We start from the raw sequence: 17,204 nt of genomic DNA on the forward strand, positions 1-17,204 counted from the left end.
CCGCCGCAGCGGTGAACTACAGCGGTGAACTACTTGGGGACGACCTGGAACTCCCACGGGCCCAACCCGTACGGCGGCGCGACCACCGAGATCTCGCCGTATTCCGGTGCGATCCGCCAGGCACCGAGTGCGGAGACCCGGTACGTCCCGGCCGGCAGCGCGGCGAAGGTGACCTTGCCGGCGGTGTCGGTCGTCGCGAGGCGCAGCAGGGTCGTGCCCGGCTGGGTCAACGCGATCTGGACGTGCCCGACCTCTTCGCCGGTGTCGCGGTACCCGTTGTGGTTGCGATCGAAATAGGCGGTCCCCGGCCAGTCGGTGCTGCGGCCGGGCACCGAGCTCACGGCAAAGGCGGTCGGCGTCTGCCCGCCCTTGAGCGTGTAGAGGTAGCAGGACAGGCTGGTGGACCCGTAGTAGGAGGCCTCTTCCGGCACCGTTCCGGTGACCGTGATCGTCCTGGTCTCGCCGGGCGCGACGGTCGCGCCCGGGCCGCCGAACGCGAAATCACCCCACTGCGAATCCGGGATCGGCACGTCGTTGGCACCGCCGAACGGGTCGCAGTCGATCAGGAGACCGGTGGACGCGTACTGGCCGCGGTTGTGCACCGTCACGGTCGCCTTCGCCTGAGCACCGATCTGGTAGTCCGGCTTGTCGAAGGCGATCCGCAAGTCCAGCGATTCCTCGAGCGGACGGGCGCCGCCGAGCATCAGCGCGCCAGTCGCCCCGGTGCCGTCGACTCGCAGATCGCCCACCGGCAGCACCCAGCCGCCGGGCACGTTCGCGAACTCCAGCCGGTACAGGTGGGCCGGCACGGCAGGGATCCGGAACGTCCCGTCGGAACCGGTCGTCGCGCTGAAGACCGGGTCGAAGTGTTCCGAGTCGCGCAGCTCCACCACCACCCCGGAGAGCGCGTCGCCGGTACCGGGGTGCCCATCGCCATCAGGGTCCGCGAACACCTGGCCGCCGACCACATCGGTCACGTCCGGGGAGATCAGGTTCACCGCGGTCGTCACGGAGTTGTCGTCCTGGTTCGCGTCGGCGTCGTTGCGCACGCCGATCCGGTAGACCGGAGGACCGTTCCAGGTGAAGGTCGTCGCGTCGAACGTGAGATGGCGGCTTTCGCCGGGCGCGATCGTGGCGCCCTCGGGGCGCGTCGGGTCGAGGTCGCCCCATTGCGTCAGTGGCAGCGCGAGGTCAGTCCCGCTGACCCCACCCATGTCGCCGCGGGCTCCGACGGCGGGTGCGTCACCCACATTCGTGACCTCGACGGTGACTTTGAACTGCTCCCCGAGCACGAGGGGTCCCGCCGGGACCTGCACGCTCACGCGCAGATCCGAGCCGGTGGCGGCCGAGGCGGGCGTGGTGGCCGCCAGGCCGAGGAAAGCGAGCAGTGCGGTCAGCACGCAGGCAGCGCGAGCCGACCGGGCTCTGGAGCCCGTTGACATGGAAGTTCTCCCCTTGATCCGGTGCCCCGACGTGTGGTCGGCCCCCGACACCGCTCATCCGCCCGGCGGGCGTGAAAGTACAGCTCCCGAAATCTAGAGCGCGGCGGGATCGATCATCAGGCCCGTTCGGCCGAATCGATCACTCCTCCCCGAGCTTCGCCACCACGAAATCCGCCAGCGCCGCCGCGGGGCCTTCGGTCGCGTCGCGCAGCAGGAGCATGAACTCCACGTCGCCCGGGTCGGGGAGGCCGAGGTGGGCCGGGAGCTCGAGGAGGCCGTCCGGGACGAGGCTGCGGGCGTGGACCGTGATGCCGAGCCCGGCGGCTGCCGCGGCGCGCAGGCCGGTGAGGCTGGAGGTGAGGCACGCGGCGCGCCATTCGAGGCCCGCGCGTTCGAGCGCCTCGACGGCGAGCTGACGCGTGACCGACGGCATGGGGTACTGCACGAGCGGTACGGGCTGACCGGCCTCCAGCACGGTGGCCGTCGAGCCGATCCACACCAGGGGTTCGCGCCGCAGGACGCGGGCGGGGCCGGGGGCGCCGGGGCGGCGTTTGCCGAGCACCAGGTCGAGGCGACCCTCGGCGAGGCGGCGGGCGAGCACATCGGACAGTTCGACGTGGAGTTCCACGTCGACGAGCGGGTGGCTGCGCCGCAGCCGGCGCAGGATCTCGGGTACCTCTTCGAGCACGAAGTCCTCGGACACTCCGAAGCGGACGCGCCCCCGCACCTGGGTGCCGCGGAAGTGACGGGCGGCACGTTCTTCGGTGTCCACAATGGTCTGGGCGAAGCCCAGCATGGCCTGACCGCGCGCGGTGAGGTCGACCGCGTGGGTGTCGCGTTGGAACAGCAGCCCGCCGGCTTCCCTTTCGAGGCGCCGGATGTGCTGGCTGACTGTGGGCTGGCCCACACCCAGCCGCCGAGCCGCAGCCGTGAAGCTGCGGGTTTCGGCCACCGCGAGGAAGGAGCGGCACAGGCGGGAATCCAGCATGCGTCACATCTTATCGGCGGCCACAATGACAGTGAGTACGGTGATCGGGGTTCCGAATGACCGTGCCGCACCGGAGAATCGGGTGGGAAAGGAGTTCCATGACGACCGTGTTCGCCCCGCTGACCCGCCCCGTTTCCGCGCTGCTGGCCAAGCTGCGGATCGACCCCTTCATCGCCGCCATCCTGCTGACGGTGGGTGTCGCGTCGCTCCTGCCTGCCTCCGGCGGCACTGCCACCGGCTTCGGGATCGCGGCGAACATCGCGGTGGGACTGCTGTTCTTCCTCTACGGCGCAAGGCTTTCGAGCAAGGAAGCCGTCGACGGCCTGAAGCACTGGCGCCTGCACGTCACTGTGCTGTCGGCCACATTCGTGCTGTTCCCCTTGCTGGGCCTCGCCGCGTCGTTCCTCTCCCCCGGGCTGCTCACGTCGCCGCTCTACACCGGCGTGCTGTTCCTGTGCCTGCTGCCCTCCACGGTGCAGTCGTCGATCGCGTTCACGTCGATCGCCAAGGGCAACGTCGCGGCCGCCATCTGCAGCGCGTCGGTGTCGAACCTGCTCGGCATCGTGCTGACGCCGCTGCTCGTCGCGCTGCTGCTCTCGACCGACGGCCCGGGCGTGAGCGGTCAGGCGGTGCTGGACATCGTGCTGCAGCTGCTAGTGCCGTTCGTGGCCGGCCAGCTCGCGCGCCGCTGGATCGGCGGCTGGGTCAGCCGCCACTCGGCACCGCTGAAGCTCGTGGACCGCGGCTCGATCCTGCTCGTGGTCTACACCGCCTTCAGCGAGGGCATGACCGAAGGCATCTGGCACAAGCTCGACATCGGCCCGCTGTTCGTGCTGCTGGGCGTGTGCGTGGTGCTGCTCGCCGCCGTGCTCACCACCACGAGCATCGGCGCGCGGCTGCTCGGCTTCGACCGCGCCGACCGCATCACGATCGTGTTCTGCGGCTCCAAGAAGAGCTTGGCCAGCGGTCTGCCGATGGCCACCGTGCTCTTCGGCCACGGGCAGGTGGGCCTGATCGTGCTGCCGCTGATGCTGTTCCACCAGATCCAGCTGATCGTGTGCGCCGCGATGGCCCGCCGCTACGCCCGCGAGGCCCCGGCCGACGAGCCGGGTGAGCTGGTCCCGGCGAGCTGACCTTTCAGCCCGGAACGGTTCACCCGGCCGGGTCTTTTCGGACGATGTGCACGCTTGGTCCGGCCACACGGGACTATCAGGCAACGCCGCAGCTCGGGAGCACGAGGACGGCTCGCCGCTGCTAGCGTGCCAGGGTGAGCAATCCGTTGATCGCGCCGACGCAGGATTCGACGAAGGCCTACTCGGGTATTTCGCTGCTCGAATCCGCGAACGACCTGTCGACGGCCATCGAGTCGGGCGATTGGGCGTCGGTGGCGATGGGCGCGGTCGGGACGGCGCTGGACGCGTTGTCGATGGCGATGGATCCGTTCGGGGCGATCCTGGCGGCGGGCGTGTCGTGGTTGATGGAGCACGTCGGGCCGCTCAAGGACGCGCTCAACGGGTTGACCGGCAACGCGGATCAGATCAAGGCGCAGTCCGAGACCTGGGCGAACGTCGCCAAGGAACTCGGCAGCGTCTCCTCGGACCTGCCGACGCGATCAACGCGGACTTGCAGTCGTGGTCGGGTTCGGCCTCGGATGCCTACCGGCAGCGGGGGCAAGATCTGGCGACGTCGTTGCAGGCGGCGCAGAAGGGCTGCGAAGGCGCCTCCTCCGGCGTTAAGACCGCGGGTGAGGTCGTGGCCGCGGTCCGCACTTTGGTGCGCGACATCATCTCCGAGCTGATTGGTCACCTGATCAGCTGGGCGTTGCAGGTCGTGTTCACCCTGGGCATCGGGTTGGCCTGGGTGGTGCCGGAGGTCGTGAGCGCGGTGGCGAAGACGGCCTCGCAGATCACCGGTCTGGTGACCAAGCTCGTCAAGGCGCTCAAGGCCTTGGTGCCGTTGCTGAAGAAGGCCGGGACGCTGTTCGAGGACGCCGGGAAGGCGTTCAAGGGCCTCAAGGGCGGCAAGGTCACCCCGCCGCCGAAGACCAAGGACCTGAGCGGTACTCCGAAGGCGCCGCCGGTGAAGACCCCGGGTGGCGATGGCGGCGGGACTCCGAAGGGCGGCGGTTATGAGGGCACGCCCAAGGATTACACGCCGCCGCCGGGCAAGTCCGGTGCGGATGACTCCACGAAAAGCTCCGGTTACGAGGGCACCCCGAAGGACTACACCCCGCCGCCGGGTAAATCGAGCGGTGACGACAGCACCTCGGCCTCGGGCTACAGCGGCGACGCCAAGGACTACACCCCGCCGCCGGCGTCGAAGGGCGGCGACGATTCCACTCACGCGTCGAGTTCCGGCGGTGGTGGCTCCAGCGGTGGCGGTGGCACTCCGCCGCCGGTGAAGAGCGACCCGCCCCCGCTCAAGACCGACCCCGAACCGCCGCCGACCCAGACCCCGAAGGGGCTGGGGGACGACAAGACGGTCACTTCGAGCTCCGGTGGTTCCGGCAGCGGCGGCAAGAGTGTCAAGGACAGCAACGCGAATCCGCACGAGAACGGCACGCCGCCGCCGGATCGGTCGGTGTGTGGTGACCCGATCGACGTGGCGACCGGGTGGATGTTGCTGACGCAGACGGATCTCGAGATCCCTGGCGCGTTGCCGCTGGAGGTGTCGCGCACGCATATCTCGTCGTACCGTGCGGGCCGCTTCTTCGGCACGTCGTGGGCGTCCACTGTGGACCAGCGGCTGGAGGTCGAGGAGGACGGACTGCACGTCGCGCTGGCCGACGGCAGCCTGCAGAGCTACCCGGTGCCGGTGAGTTCGCCGGTGTTGCCGGTGGCGGGCCCGGCGCGGCCGCTGCGCCGCGTCGAAGACGGTTACCTGATCGAGGATCCCGAGCAGCAGCACACGCTGTTCTTCGAGGCGTCCGCCGACGGTGTGTACCCGCTGCGGACGATGATCGACGGCGACGGCAACCGCGTCGACGTGGTGTCCGGTGTGGACGGAGTACCGACGGAACTGGTCCACTCCTCGGGCGCTCGGGTGCTGTTCGACAGCGCGGACGGCCGGATCACCGCCCTGCGCGCTTCCGACGGCACCGTGGTCGCGAGCTACTCCTACGACGCTCGCGGCCGGCTCGCCGAGGTCGTCGACGCCGCCGGCACACCCACCCGCTTCACCTACGACGCCGACGGCCGGATCGTGCGCTGGGAGGACGTCAACGGCCGCTGGTACGGCTACGGCTTCGACGCGGCGGGCCGGGTCGTGCAGGCCCGCGGCACCGACGGTTACCTCGACTGCACGATCGACTACGACCGCGACAACCTCGTCACGAGCGTCACCGACTCACTCGGCGCGGTGCGCCGCTTCCACCTCGACGACCGGCTCAGGGTGATCGCCGAGACCGACGCTTTGGGCCACACCACCAGCCTCGCCTATGACGAGCACGGCCGGCTGCTCACGCGCACGGATCCGCTCGGCCGCCAGGTCCGCTACGAACGCGACGAAGCCGGCCGCGTCGTCGCGATCACCGCGCCCGACGGGACGCGGTCACTGACCGAGTACAACGAGCTGGGTCGCCCGGTCGCCGCGATCGGCCCGGACGGCGCGACGTGGCGTTACGAGTACGACGCGCGCGGCAAGGTCATCGGGGTCGTAGACCCGCTGGGCGCGCGGACGTCTTATGCCTACGACGAGCGCGGGAACGTCTCCGTGGTCACCGACGCTCTCGGTGGTACCACCCGGATCCAGTCGGACGCTGCGGGGCGGACGCTGACCGTCGAGGACGAGGACGGCGCCGTCACCCGCTACACCTACGACCAGCTCGGCCGCACCACGTCGATGACCGACGAACTGGGCGCGGTCACCCGCCTCACCTGGGCGGCGAGTGACCAGCTCGCCGAGCGGGTCGAACCGGACGGTGCGACGTGGCGGTGGCAGGACTCCGCCGTCGGCAACACCGACGAGAGCACCGACGCGCGCGGCAACACCACGCGCACCGAGTACGCGCAGTTCGACCTGCCGGTGGCCGAGATCGGCCCGGACGGCGACCGGCTGGTGTACGCGTACGACACCGAGCTGCGCCTGGTGGCGGTTACCAACGAGCAGGGCCTGGTCTGGCACTACCGCTACGACCCCGCCGGGAACCTGATCGGTGAGACCGACTTCAACGGCCGCGCGCTGCACTACCGCTACGACGCGGCGGGTCAGCTGGTCGGCCGCACCAACGGCGCCGGCGAGACAACGACGTTCGAGCGCGACGTGATGGGCCAGGTGGTCCGCCGCGTCACCGGCGAAGACGTTGCGACCTTCGCCTACGACGAGGCCGGCCGCATGGTGGCCGCGCGCAACGCAGACGCCGAAGTCACCTTCACCTATGACGCACTCGGCCGCGTCCTCGCCGAGACCGTGGACGGCCGCGTCGTGCGGTCGGAATACGACGAGCTCGGCCGGCGTCGCGTCCGCCACACGCCCTCGGGCGCCGCGTCCCAGTTCGACTACGGGCCGGCCGGCACGCTCGCCGCGCTGCACGTCGGGAACCGCTCGCTGCGCATCGAGCACGACTTGGCTGGCCACGAACGGGTCCGCCGCTTCGGCGCCGCCGAACTGCGCCAGAGCTGGGCCCCCGGCGACAGGCTGGTGGCCCAGACGGTCGTCGCCGGCACCCGAACCACCCAGCACCGCGAATACGGCTACCTCGCCGACGGTTACCTCGCGTCAGTGACCGACGCGATCACCGGCCCCCGCAGCCTCGACGTGGACCGCGCGGGCCGCGTCCGGGCCGTGGTCGGGCAGGGCTGGCAGGAGAGCTACGCCTACCATCAGACCGGCGTCATCGCCCAAGCCCAGACCCCCGGTGCGCCCACGGCGGGGTCGCGCGAGTACCGCGGCACCCTGCTCACCGCCGCGGGCGTGGTCCGCTACGCCCACGACCCCGAAGGCCGCACCACCCTGCGCGGTGGCGGCCCGGCGGGGCCGCAGTGGCAGTTCCGGTGGAACGCCGAAAGCCGCCTGACCTCGGTGCTCACTCCGAACGGCGAGCACTGGCGCTACCGCTACGACGCCCTGGGCCGCCGCGTCGCCAAGCAGCGGCTCACCCCGCACGGGCGCGTGGCCGAACAGGTCCAGTTCGCCTGGGACGGCGACACCCTCGCCGAACAGGTGCGCACCGGGCCGGGACAGCCACAGGTCGCCACCGTGTGGGAGTGGGAGCCGGGCACCGGCCGCGCCCTCACCCAGACCGAACACGTCCTCGGCACACCCGACGAACGGTTCCACACCATCGTCACCGACCTCGTCGGCACACCCAGCGAACTGCTGGACGAATCCGGCGACATCGCCTGGCACCGCCAGGCCACGCTGTGGGGCAAAGTCCTCGACGGACCGGGCCGCACGACCACACCATTGCGGTTCCCCGGCCAGTACCACGACGCCGAGACCGGGCTGCACTACAACCTCAACCGCTACTACGACCCCGAAATCGGCCGTTACCTCTCCCACGACCCACTGGGCCTCGACCCCGGCCCGGACTCCCAGGCCTACGTGCTCAACCCGACCGCCCTGGCCGACCCGCTCGGCCTCGCCCCCACCGTCACCCCGTGCGCGGCCAAGAAGAAGCAGCAAGCGGCGGCGGCCGGGTCGTCGAAGTCCAAGGTGAGCAAGGCGAAGCAGCAGCTGACCGGTAACACTGCCGGGCCGAGCAAGAAGGCGCCCAAGGTGAAGACCAAGCCGGACGGCAACGCGGCCAAGTCCGACGGCAGCTACGGCACCACGAACCACGAGCAAGCCCGCACCTGGGACAAGTTCCAGAACGAGATCAAGAACGACTCGACCTGGAAAGACCCCAACAAGCTCGTCAGCGGCAAAACGCACGAATCGGAGCACCCGATCGGGTACAAGGCGATCGGCGGGGACGAGTTCCAGCGCGCCAACGCCCACGAAACGGATATCCGGAACCGCGTCAAGGCCGACCCGACCCAGCCGAAGACGCAGGATGAAGCGGACAACATCAAGGTGGCCAGGCGAATGGAGGACGACGCGCCCGCCTACCAGGAGTCGGCGCAGGCGCACCGTGACAACATCGGCACCGGCGTGCGAGGTGAGAAGGACGGCTCGGGGTTCAACGCCGACACCTACCGCGAATCCCTCGGCAACACCTTGAAGGAGGGCCGGCCGAGCGACGGTGTCCAGCTCAACCAGCTCACCTACGCCCACCAGCACACGAAGCCGACGATGGTGGACAACCCCGACTTCGTCAGCAAGGGCATGACCCCGGACGAGCCGAAGAAGATCAACGCCTGGGAGCCCAACCCGCACTACAAGAACGACATCGAGACGCCGAACGAGCCGAAACAGACCCACGCGATCCAGGCGGCTCCCGAGCGGGACAGCTTCCGACCGACCGCGGGCACGGTCCAGGGCAAGGTCGCCGACGATTCCTACCACCACATGGTGGACAAGATGGAGGGCAAGTCGGTCGAGTACAGCGACGGCACCGGCGGTATCGGCAGGCCGGGCGGCACCGCGCACACCCCGCCGGTCTCGCACGACGACGTCATCGAGATGCACACGGCGCGCGACGTCGTGCGGGACGGCGCGGGTGTGTCCAAAGAGGACATGGAGATGTTCATCCACGACAAGGAGATGGGCCACCGCGTCAAGCCGCCGACCGACGAGCAGCTCAAGGAGGCGGCCGACTACGTCAAGGACGACCCCAAGGTCGACATGTCCGACCAGGCGATCAAGGACCGGATCCGGGAGCAGCAGGAACGCATGCAGCAGATGATCAACCGGCAGCGCGCCAACCGCGACTGGGCCGACGACCCGGACGCCATGGACGTGGACGGGTGACCGGCGTGCCGACGAGGGTGGTGTACTGAGCACTTGCTCGGACCGGGCCGCACGGCTCGGTCCGAGCGCGGCTCACAGCCGGCGCGAGATCACCAGCCGCATGATGTCGGACGTGCCTTCTTCGAGCTTCGCGTCGCGCATCCACTGCTCGACGGGGAACTCGCGGGAGTAGCCCAGCCGCCGAGGGTTTGCACGGCGGCCCAGGTGCAGAACATCGCGGTCTCCGGCGCCTGGAGCTTCGCCATGGCCGCACTCCAACACCGTGGGCGGCACGGCGACCACGACGCGGGCCGCACGCAGAACGGTGCGGCCGGTGGTCACTTCGACCCCGTCCGGGGTCTGCCGGATCGAGAGCACGGGTTCGCCGAGCCGGACGCGGTCACCGAGCGACCCGGCCATCGCTGCGTGCCGGTTTGGCGCCGTCGTAAACCGCCGCCCCGGCGACGCCGGTCACCACCACACCGACCGCTTTCGCGGCGAACCGGCTCAGCAACACCAAGCCTCCTCAGACATCCGGCCCGTCGCCACCCGCCCGAGCTGCGACGGCACCGCATCGGCGACGAGAAAGGCGCGAGCTTAACCCCGCCGACGATCACTGTCCTGCCCAGACATAGTATCCGATAACGATTTTCGTTGTCGCTAAGGTCGAAACGTTCTCACGGGAGAGACAAGGCGCCCGCGCAAGGGGCAGCGCTCGCCACAGCCTGAGCCTTGTGGCGAGGCTCCCAACGAAGTACCGTCGCCTCATTCGAGTTTAAGAAAGATCTTTCGGTATTTCGAATCGAAGGGACTCGGGGGTCAATGGCGACAACGATGAGGACCACCACGGCGATGGGCAGACGGCGGGTCGCCGTCGCGTGCATCATCGGGAACTTCCTGGAGTACTTCGACTTCGGCGTGTACGGGTTCCTCGCCGTGGCCATCGGGCACGAGTTCTTCCCCGGCGGGTCCAGCGCGGTGGGGCTGCTGAAGTCCCTGGCGGTGTTCGGGGTGGCGTTCGCGGTGCGGCCGCTGGGTGGCGTCGTGTTCGGGCTCATCGGGGACCGGGCCGGGCGGAAGGTGTCGTTGTCGGCGAGTGTGGCGCTGATGGGCGTCGCGACGACGTTGATCGGGGTGCTGCCGTCGTACGCGACGATCGGGATCGCGGCGCCGGTGCTGCTGGTGTTGCTGCGGTGCCTGCAGGGGCTGGCCGTGGGCGGCGAGTGGGGTGCGAGCTCGGCTTACCTGATCGAGACGGCGCCGGCCGACCGGCGCGGGATCCCGGGCAGCTTCCCGTCCATGGCGGCGGCGCTGGGGCTCATCTTCGGCGCCCTGCTGTCGCTCACCTTCCAGCTCTCTCTCAGCGCCGCTGCCCTCGACAGCTGGGGCTGGCGCGTGCCGTTCTTCGTCGCGGCGCCGCTGGCCGCCGTCGGCCTCTACGTCCGCCAGCGGCTGGAGGACACGCCGGTCTTCGAAGAGCTCGCGAAGAGCGACGCGCCGCGGGCCCGGCTGAAGGACGCGCTGCGCCGCGACCAGGCGAAGGCGATCTTCGTGACCTTCGGGTTCTCCTGGATCTGCGGGGTGGGCCTGTACTTCCTCGGCACCTACGTCGTGAACTACCTGACCGCGACCGCGCACGTCGGCAGCACCCGCGCGACCGTGCTGACCTCGATCGGACTCGCCGTCTACTGCGCGCTGTGCCCGCTCGCGGGCCGGCTGTCCGACCGGCTGGGCCGGCGCCGCACGCTGCTGTTCGGCTGCCTCGGCCACGTCGTGTTCGGCATCCCGGTGTTCATGGCGCTCGGGACCGGGTCGACACCGGTCGTGATCGTCGCGCTGATCGTGTTCGCGATCTTCCAGGCACCGATCAACGCCAACACCTCGCTGGTGCTCATCGAGATGTTCCCGGCCTCGACGCGGCTCACCAGCGGGGCGCTCGGCTTCAACCTCGGCGTCGGCGCGCCGTCGGGCTTCGCGCCGCTGGTCGCCGCGGCGCTGGTGGTGTCGACCGGGCTGAGCTACGCACCCGGCATCCTGCTGGTCGGCGTCGCGCTGATCTGCGGGCTGATCCTGCTGTTCTGGCTGCCGGAGACGGCCGGGCGCGACCTCACGCTCGACGTCGACGCGACCAAGTCCGGCCCCGCCCCGACGATCGCGGGCAAGGTGACCGAGGTCGTGTCGCCGTGATGCGAGCCGCGGTGCTGACGGCGCCGGACCGCTTCGAGGCGCACGACCGCCCGGTCCCCGAACCCACGGCCGACCAGCTGCTCGTGCGGGTGGCCGCGTGCGGGATCTGCGGCCACGACGTGCTGGCGCGCAAGGGTTTGCTGGCCGCCAAACCCGGCCAGGTGCTCGGGCACGAGATCGCCGGACGCGTCGAGGCCGTCGGTCCCGCCGGCGACACGTCGTGGCTGGGCCGCCGGGTCGCGCTCGTGCAGCGGTTCCCGTGCGGCACGTGCGCCGAGTGCGTGGCCGGGCACACCAACACCTGCCGCAGCGGCCCGGGCTTCTACGGGGAGGACCTTTCCGGCGGTTACGCCGAGTACGTCCTCGCCGGGCCGGTCAACGCGGTCGGCCTTCCCGACACCATCGACGACGTCTCAGGCGCGATCCTCTCCTGCGCGCTGGGCACCGGACTGCATGCGCTGCGCCGCACCCGGGCCGCGGCAGGCGACGTCGTGCTCGTGACCGGCGCGAGCGGCGGCGTCGGTGTCCACACGGTACGGATCGCCGCCGCACTCGGCGCCACCGTGATCGCCCTGACGAGCAGTGACAGCAAAAGGCAAGCGCTACTGGATTCCGGCGCCCAAGCCGTGGTGACCGTCGCGGAAGGCGCATCGGCCGTGCGCGCGGCCGCCGCGGACCTCGGCCGCCCGCGCGGAGCCGACGTCGCGATCGAGACCACCGGCACCCCGACCTTCGCGCTGTCGCTGAAATCCCTGGCGCCACACGGAAGGCTGGCCGTCGTCGGCAACACCGACCCCGGGGCCGTCGAAGTCCACTTGGGACTCATGATCCTCAAGGAGCTCGAGATCGTCGGCTCGGCCCACGCGAACCGCCGGGAGCTGCTCGACGTCGTCGACCTCGTCTCCAGCGGCAAGGTGGCCCCGGTGCCACCGCGGGTCTGGTCGCTCGGCGACATCGCCGCCGCTCACGCCGCCGTCGACTCCGGCGTGCTCGTCGGCCGGGCGGTGGTCCGGCCGTGACCGCCCCGCTGCACGGCATGACCGTGCTCGATCTGAGCCAGCAGCTGCCGGGACCGTACGCGACCTTTTTGCTGGCGTCACTCGGCGCTGACGTCCTCAAGGTCGAGCCGCCCGCCGGCGACCCGGCCCGCCGCTTCGATCCGCCGATGTTCGAGCGCGTCAACGCCGGCAAGCGCGGCGTTTTCCTCGATTTGAAGTCGCCGGCCGACCGCGAACGGCTGCTGGAGCTGGCAGCCGGCTGCGCGGTGTTCGTCGAGGGCTTCCGCCCCGGCGTCACCGCCCGCCTCGGCTGCGACGAGAAGGCCGTGCGCGAGGCGCGCCCGGACGTCGTCTATTGCTCGATCAGCGGAATGGGCCAGACCGGACCGCTGGCGGGCCATCCCACGCACGACCTGTCGCTGCAGGCCATGGCCGGAATCCTCGGCGACGCGGGAGAGTCCGACCGCATCGGCGTGCCGTGGGTCGACCTCGGCACCGCCACCACGGCCGCGCTCGCGATCACCGCGGCGTGGCACGCGGGCGGCGGCGCCTTCCTCGACCTGGCGATGCTCGACGTCGCGACGGCCTGGAACTCCGTCAAACCCCTCGCCGTCACCGAGCCGGAGGCGACCTACGGCGTCGTCGCGGCCAAGGACGGCTCCGTCGCCCTCGCGCTGCTCGAAGACCACATGTGGCTCCGCCTGTGTACGGCGCTGGCCTGGCCCGCCGACCCGGCCCTGGCCACCTACGCCGACCGGCGCGGCCACGCGGCGGAGATCCGCGCCCGGCTGGAAACCGCGTTCGCGCAGTACACCGTCGCGGAGCTGATCGCGCTGGCCCACGAGCACGACCTGCCGCTCGGGCCCACCGACGCCACGGGCGATCCGGACACCGTCGCCCAGCTGCGCGCCCGGGGCCGCGACGACAGCCCGGCCGCGCGCCACACCCCGTTGCCGCTCAACCTGATCGCCCCGCAGGAGTCCTGACATGTCCCTCTCGCGCTTCCGCGGACCGGACGCGACGCCGTGGCGCATCGGCGTGATCGACGGCCCGAACATGCCCAACCTCGGCCACCGCTCCGAAACCATCTACGGCCCGATCAAGTCCCTGGCCGACCTCCAAACGCTCGTGGCCGAGATGGCCGACGAGCTCGGCGTGTCCGTCGTCCCGTTCGCCTCCAACCACGAGGGCGAGATCCTCGACTTCATCCACCGCACCGCGCGCGAGGTCGACGGCTACGTCATCAACCCCGCCGGCCTCACCACCTACGGCGAAGCCACGCGCCACGCCCTCGACGACACGACCAAACCCGTCGTCGAATGCCATTTCGCCAACACCGCCCGGCACTTCGCCGAGGTGACGCCGCCACAGCTCGTGCAGCAGTCGCGGTTCACCTACACCGCGACCGGCCTGGTCATGGGCCTGCGCCAGTACAGCTACCTCGGCGCGCTGCTGGCCCTGACCCTGGCGCTGGACGACGCGGACTTCCTCGCCGGCGGGACCCGCCGGCACTGATCACCCTTGCCGTCTCGCCACCGGGGACGGCCGGGGATCGGCTAGGCTTTTTGGCGGATGACCAGCGACGAAAGGCAGGGGTGCGTGGCAGCCGACGCAGGAGCGGAACGGTTCTCGCGGGTGTTCGACACGCTCGAACTGCTCGTCGGGCACCCGGAGGGCATGACGCTCACCGAGATCGTGAAGCGGCTCGGGATGCCGGCGAGCAGCGCCCACAACCTGCTGCAGCGGATGGCCGCAACCGACGTCATCGTGGTCTCCGACGACCTGCGCTACTCGCTCGGCTCGCGCGCGGTGCGCCTGGGCATCCGCATCGTCGACGGGCTGGAGGTGCGCGACGTCGCCCGCCGCCCCCTGCAGGAGCTGACCCGCGCGACCGGCGAGGACGTCTACCTCGCGGTGCGCCTGGGCACGCGGGTGTCCTACATCGACCGGTTCCCCGGCACGCGCCCGATCGCGGTCGACATCCGGCTGGGCCAGTCGCTGTTCCTGCACGCCACGGCCGTCGGCAAGCTGTTCGCCGCGTTCCACCCGCCGCTGCACCGGCGGCTGATGGGCGAACCGCGGCCGCAGCTGACCGAGCACACGCTCACCGAAGACGCCGATCTCGAGCGCGAGCTCGAGACGATCCGGCGCGCCGGCTACTCCGTGAGCCGCGAGGAAGCCATCCCCGGCGTCGTCGGCTACGGGTTCCCGATCCGCGACGCGTACGGCGAGATCACGGCCGCCATCCACATCTCGGTACCGCTCGCGCAGATCGACGAGACGCACGAGAAGCTGTTGCTGGACAAGGCTTTCGAGGCGGCCGCCGCGATCGAAGCCGACCTGGGCCGCAGCGGTGCGGACCTGTCGCGGCGCGGGCGCCGGGCCTAGCACCGCCTCAGTCGAGGCAGAACTCGTTGCCTTCGACGTCCTGCATCACCAGGCACGACTCGTTCTCCTCGTCGGCGACGAGGAGCTGCTGGCGAACCGCGCCGAGCGCGACCAAGCGGGCGCACTCGGCTTCGAGGACGGCGACACGCTCCGCACCCACGAGCCCGGTGCCGACCCGCACGTCGAGGTGCACCCGGTTCTTGACGACCTTGCCCTCGGGCACGCGCTGGAAGTACATCCGCGGGCCGGCGCCGGTGGGGTCGCTGCAGACGAACCCCGCGTCCTGCTTCTCCGGCGGCAGAGAGCGGGTGAACTCGTCCCAGGTCGCGAACCCGTCCGGTGGCGGCGGGACGACGTAGCCGAGCACCTCGCACCAGAACCGCGCGACGCGCTCCGGCGACGCGCAGTCGAAGGTGATCTGGACCTGCCTGACTGACCCCATCGGCCCACCCTAGCCCGACGTCGTCTTCTCCCGCACGCGAAAACCGGTGGAGCGATGCCACGTGCGCCATTACCGTGCTGTCGAACCACGTTGCCCAGGAAAGGGCGTGCCGTTGTACACGCTGTGAGACCTCCCGAGAGCTGATTCGTCGCGCGTCGCGCCTGTGCGCCGCGCTGACTTTGCTGCGGACTTCTCACAGAAACCGGTGTACTTCTGTGCTCACCCATTGGGTGGTCGAACCCACCCGTTTTCCCGTCCTTTTCCGTCGCTGCACGGCCTGCGGTCACGACCGTTTCCGGGCCAGCGGCAAATTCCGCGTCAACGCCCATCACAAGCTCCTCGAAGCCTGGCTCCTCGTGCTCTGCACCTCGTGCGGGGACACGGTGAAGCTTTCGGTCCTGGAGCGGGTGAACGTGCGGTCCATTCGTCCCGATGTGCTGGAACGCTTGCACACCAACGACCTTGGCCTGGTCGCAGAGCTGCTCCAGGACCCTCTTGTGCTGCACCGCAACCGGGTCGCTCTCGGCTGGGACGGTGCGTGGCGGCTCGACACCGGCGGCTCGGATCATCTCGACCAGGAGGTGCTCGACGTTTCAGTGCACTTCGCCGCCCGCATTCCGGTGCGTCCGGTGCGCCTGATCGCCGAAGGCTGCGCACTTTCCCGCGCCGAAGTCGAAAGACTGCTCACCGAAGGAAAACTCGTTTCGGCGACCCGGCTGAGCACCAAGCTCTCCGGCGACTTCACCTTCACGCTCAAACGCTGAACACTGCGGCGGCCGGGGCCTGCCCCGGCCGCCGTCAGAGAAAGTCCCAGCCTGGGCGGCCGGACTTGCAGGTCTCGTAGGCCACGGGGTCGATGGTCTGGTAGATGCCGATCACCGTCTCGCCTTCGCAGGTGACGCGGCACAGGTGTTCGTCCAGACCACGCAGGCTGATGCGGGTGCGGGGGTTCGTCAGGTCGTAGGTCTCGCCCTCGGTCAGCTCCGGGCCGTCGTAGGAGCCCTGGTGGATGCTGCTTTCCGGGGTACCGCCGTACATGCCGCAGCGCAGGAAAGCCGTCTGCAGGCCGAGGTGCTCGTAGTGCAGCTGCTTGACCTCGCCGGTGCCGAGGCGGTAGTCGACGATGCCCTCGGCGAAGATGTCGGTGTCGGGGTCGAAGCGCAGCCGCCGCGTCGGCTTGGCCACGCGCGTCGCGCCAGGACGGCTGTCGCCGAACGGGTAGTACACGCGGTCGCCCCACAGCGTCCAGTCGGAGAACGGCACGAACGCGTTGCCCGACACGCCCACGTGGAGCCGTCCGCCGAGCGACATCGCGGGCCCGCCCACGCCGCGGCCCGTGCCCCAGTGCCGATCGCGGGTGCCCGCGGAGCCGGGGCCGAGTTCGACGCGGGTGCCGTCGGCCTCGACCCAGCCCTCGACCGTACCGAAGCCCTCGAACCCGGCGGTGACGTCGTTGCGCCGGCCCGGCGGCGTGCCGTGGGCCGAGTCGGACAGCGGCTCGCGGAACACCTGCCGGGTGGTGTCCCGGAACGTCAGGTCGTAGCTGATGCCCTGCTCGTTGGGCTCGAGCACGTAGCGCCATTCCCGCAGGCCGCGGATGATCTCCGGGGCGATCGGGCCGATGCGCAGATCGGCGCGGTCCACGCCGAGCGCGCGGAAGCTGCGCACGGAGGTGTGCCGGCCGCGGAAGTTGACGATGGCGTAGGCCTCGGCGCGGTCGAGGTTCGGGTAGAAGCTGCCGCCGGTCGCGACCATGACCTCGCCGGTCGGGTCGTGGCAGATCATCCAGTACCGCTCGTAGGCGCGCGGGTCGCCGGTCGCCATCACCCGGATCGGGTCCGGCGTCTGGTGGATGAGGTAATCGTCCAACGGGGACAGGGGGAACTGCTCGGCGAAGTGCTCGTCGCCGACGGTCAGGTCGCTCATCGCCA

The 17,204-nt window shown here is 70.2% G+C and carries 14 protein-coding genes; 9 read left to right on the top strand and 5 right to left on the bottom strand.

Annotation, left to right across the window (positions count from 1 at the left end):
* Nucleotides 1-29: 29 nt before the first annotated feature.
* Nucleotides 30-1,400: an SdrD B-like domain-containing protein gene (locus tag AB0M56_RS21940; RefSeq protein WP_364179009.1), complete on the bottom strand. Its 1,371-nt coding sequence runs from the start codon at nucleotides 1,398-1,400 to the stop codon at nucleotides 30-32.
* A gap of 181 nt (nucleotides 1,401-1,581) precedes the next feature.
* A complete protein-coding gene (locus AB0M56_RS21945) occupies nucleotides 1,582-2,430 on the bottom strand; it encodes a LysR substrate-binding domain-containing protein (protein WP_364179011.1) in 849 nt (282 codons plus the stop codon).
* A gap of 98 nt (nucleotides 2,431-2,528) precedes the next feature.
* Here AB0M56_RS21945 and AB0M56_RS21950 point away from each other — a divergent pair, with 98 nt between their 5' ends.
* From AB0M56_RS21950 to AB0M56_RS21960, 3 genes are all read left to right on the top strand, one after another.
* Nucleotides 2,529-3,563 (top strand): bile acid:sodium symporter family protein, encoded by a 1,035-nt coding sequence (locus AB0M56_RS21950; protein WP_364179013.1) that lies wholly within the window; start codon nucleotides 2,529-2,531, stop codon nucleotides 3,561-3,563.
* A 134-nt stretch (nucleotides 3,564-3,697) separates the two neighbouring features.
* Nucleotides 3,698-4,228 (top strand): hypothetical protein, encoded by a 531-nt coding sequence (locus AB0M56_RS21955; RefSeq protein WP_364179015.1) that lies wholly within the window; start codon nucleotides 3,698-3,700, stop codon nucleotides 4,226-4,228.
* Complete coding sequence (locus AB0M56_RS21960) at nucleotides 4,183-9,279, top strand: RHS repeat-associated core domain-containing protein (RefSeq protein WP_364179017.1); 5,097 nt, start codon at nucleotides 4,183-4,185, stop codon at nucleotides 9,277-9,279. Before AB0M56_RS21955 ends, AB0M56_RS21960 begins: the two co-directional genes overlap by 46 nt.
* A 72-nt stretch (nucleotides 9,280-9,351) precedes the next feature.
* Here the strand turns inward: AB0M56_RS21960 and AB0M56_RS21965 are convergent, their stop codons facing one another.
* Nucleotides 9,352-9,678 carry an FAD-dependent oxidoreductase gene (locus tag AB0M56_RS21965; RefSeq protein ID WP_364179018.1) on the bottom strand — a complete coding sequence of 109 codons (327 nt, stop codon included), beginning with the start codon at nucleotides 9,676-9,678 and terminating at the stop codon, nucleotides 9,352-9,354.
* Between the two features lie 414 nt (nucleotides 9,679-10,092).
* Here AB0M56_RS21965 and AB0M56_RS21970 point away from each other — a divergent pair, with 414 nt between their 5' ends.
* Genes AB0M56_RS21970 through AB0M56_RS21990 form a run of 5 tightly spaced genes read left to right on the top strand, consistent with a single transcriptional unit; the run spans nucleotide 10,093 to nucleotide 14,831 of the window.
* Nucleotides 10,093-11,445 carry an MFS transporter gene (locus AB0M56_RS21970; RefSeq protein ID WP_364179020.1) on the top strand — a complete coding sequence of 451 codons (1,353 nt, stop codon included), beginning with the start codon at nucleotides 10,093-10,095 and terminating at the stop codon, nucleotides 11,443-11,445.
* Entirely contained in the window at nucleotides 11,445-12,464 is a 1,020-nt protein-coding gene (locus tag AB0M56_RS21975; RefSeq protein WP_364179284.1) for an alcohol dehydrogenase catalytic domain-containing protein, read from the top strand. Before AB0M56_RS21970 ends, AB0M56_RS21975 begins: the two co-directional genes overlap by 1 nt.
* Complete coding sequence (locus AB0M56_RS21980) at nucleotides 12,461-13,429, top strand: CoA transferase (RefSeq protein WP_364179022.1); 969 nt, start codon at nucleotides 12,461-12,463, stop codon at nucleotides 13,427-13,429. Before AB0M56_RS21975 ends, AB0M56_RS21980 begins: the two co-directional genes overlap by 4 nt.
* Nucleotide 13,430: 1 nt before the next feature.
* Nucleotides 13,431-13,958 (top strand): type II 3-dehydroquinate dehydratase, encoded by a 528-nt coding sequence (locus tag AB0M56_RS21985; RefSeq protein WP_364179024.1) that lies wholly within the window; start codon nucleotides 13,431-13,433, stop codon nucleotides 13,956-13,958.
* A gap of 57 nt (nucleotides 13,959-14,015) precedes the next feature.
* Entirely contained in the window at nucleotides 14,016-14,831 is an 816-nt protein-coding gene (locus AB0M56_RS21990) for an IclR family transcriptional regulator (protein ID WP_364179026.1), read from the top strand.
* 7 nt (nucleotides 14,832-14,838) lie between these two features.
* On the opposite strand, the gene AB0M56_RS21995 is transcribed toward AB0M56_RS21990, so the two are convergent.
* Nucleotides 14,839-15,273, bottom strand: coding sequence for a VOC family protein (locus AB0M56_RS21995; protein ID WP_364179028.1), 435 nt, complete (start codon nucleotides 15,271-15,273; stop codon nucleotides 14,839-14,841).
* A 230-nt stretch (nucleotides 15,274-15,503) separates the two neighbouring features.
* On the opposite strand from AB0M56_RS21995, the gene AB0M56_RS22000 reads away from it, so the two are divergent.
* Nucleotides 15,504-16,037 carry a DUF1062 domain-containing protein gene (locus AB0M56_RS22000; RefSeq protein WP_364179030.1) on the top strand — a complete coding sequence of 178 codons (534 nt, stop codon included), beginning with the start codon at nucleotides 15,504-15,506 and terminating at the stop codon, nucleotides 16,035-16,037.
* Nucleotides 16,038-16,071: 34 nt separating this feature from the next.
* On the opposite strand, the gene AB0M56_RS22005 is transcribed toward AB0M56_RS22000, so the two are convergent.
* The gene (locus tag AB0M56_RS22005; RefSeq protein ID WP_364179031.1) at nucleotides 16,072-17,199 is read right to left on the bottom strand and encodes a hypothetical protein; all 1,128 of its coding nucleotides are present in this window, start codon (nucleotides 17,197-17,199) and stop codon (nucleotides 16,072-16,074) included.
* Between the last annotated feature and the right edge of the window lie 5 nt (nucleotides 17,200-17,204).

The organism is Amycolatopsis sp. NPDC051372 (assembly GCF_040682095.1).
GTDB lineage: Bacteria > Actinomycetota > Actinomycetes > Mycobacteriales > Pseudonocardiaceae > Amycolatopsis.

Coding starts and splice junctions, on each gene's coding strand:
- AB0M56_RS21945 (WP_364179011.1), bottom strand. CDS start 2,430: ATGCTGGATTCCCGCCTGTGCCGCTCCTTCCTCGCGGTGGCCGAAACC.
- AB0M56_RS21950 (WP_364179013.1), top strand. CDS start 2,529: ATGACGACCGTGTTCGCCCCGCTGACCCGCCCCGTTTCCGCGCTGCTG.
- AB0M56_RS21965 (WP_364179018.1), bottom strand. CDS start 9,678: ATGGCCGGGTCGCTCGGTGACCGCGTCCGGCTCGGCGAACCCGTGCTC.
- AB0M56_RS21970 (WP_364179020.1), top strand. CDS start 10,093: ATGAGGACCACCACGGCGATGGGCAGACGGCGGGTCGCCGTCGCGTGC.
- AB0M56_RS21975 (WP_364179284.1), top strand. CDS start 11,445: ATGCGAGCCGCGGTGCTGACGGCGCCGGACCGCTTCGAGGCGCACGAC.
- AB0M56_RS21985 (WP_364179024.1), top strand. CDS start 13,431: ATGTCCCTCTCGCGCTTCCGCGGACCGGACGCGACGCCGTGGCGCATC.
- AB0M56_RS21990 (WP_364179026.1), top strand. CDS start 14,016: ATGACCAGCGACGAAAGGCAGGGGTGCGTGGCAGCCGACGCAGGAGCG.
- AB0M56_RS21995 (WP_364179028.1), bottom strand. CDS start 15,273: ATGGGGTCAGTCAGGCAGGTCCAGATCACCTTCGACTGCGCGTCGCCG.
- AB0M56_RS22005 (WP_364179031.1), bottom strand. CDS start 17,199: ATGAGCGACCTGACCGTCGGCGACGAGCACTTCGCCGAGCAGTTCCCC.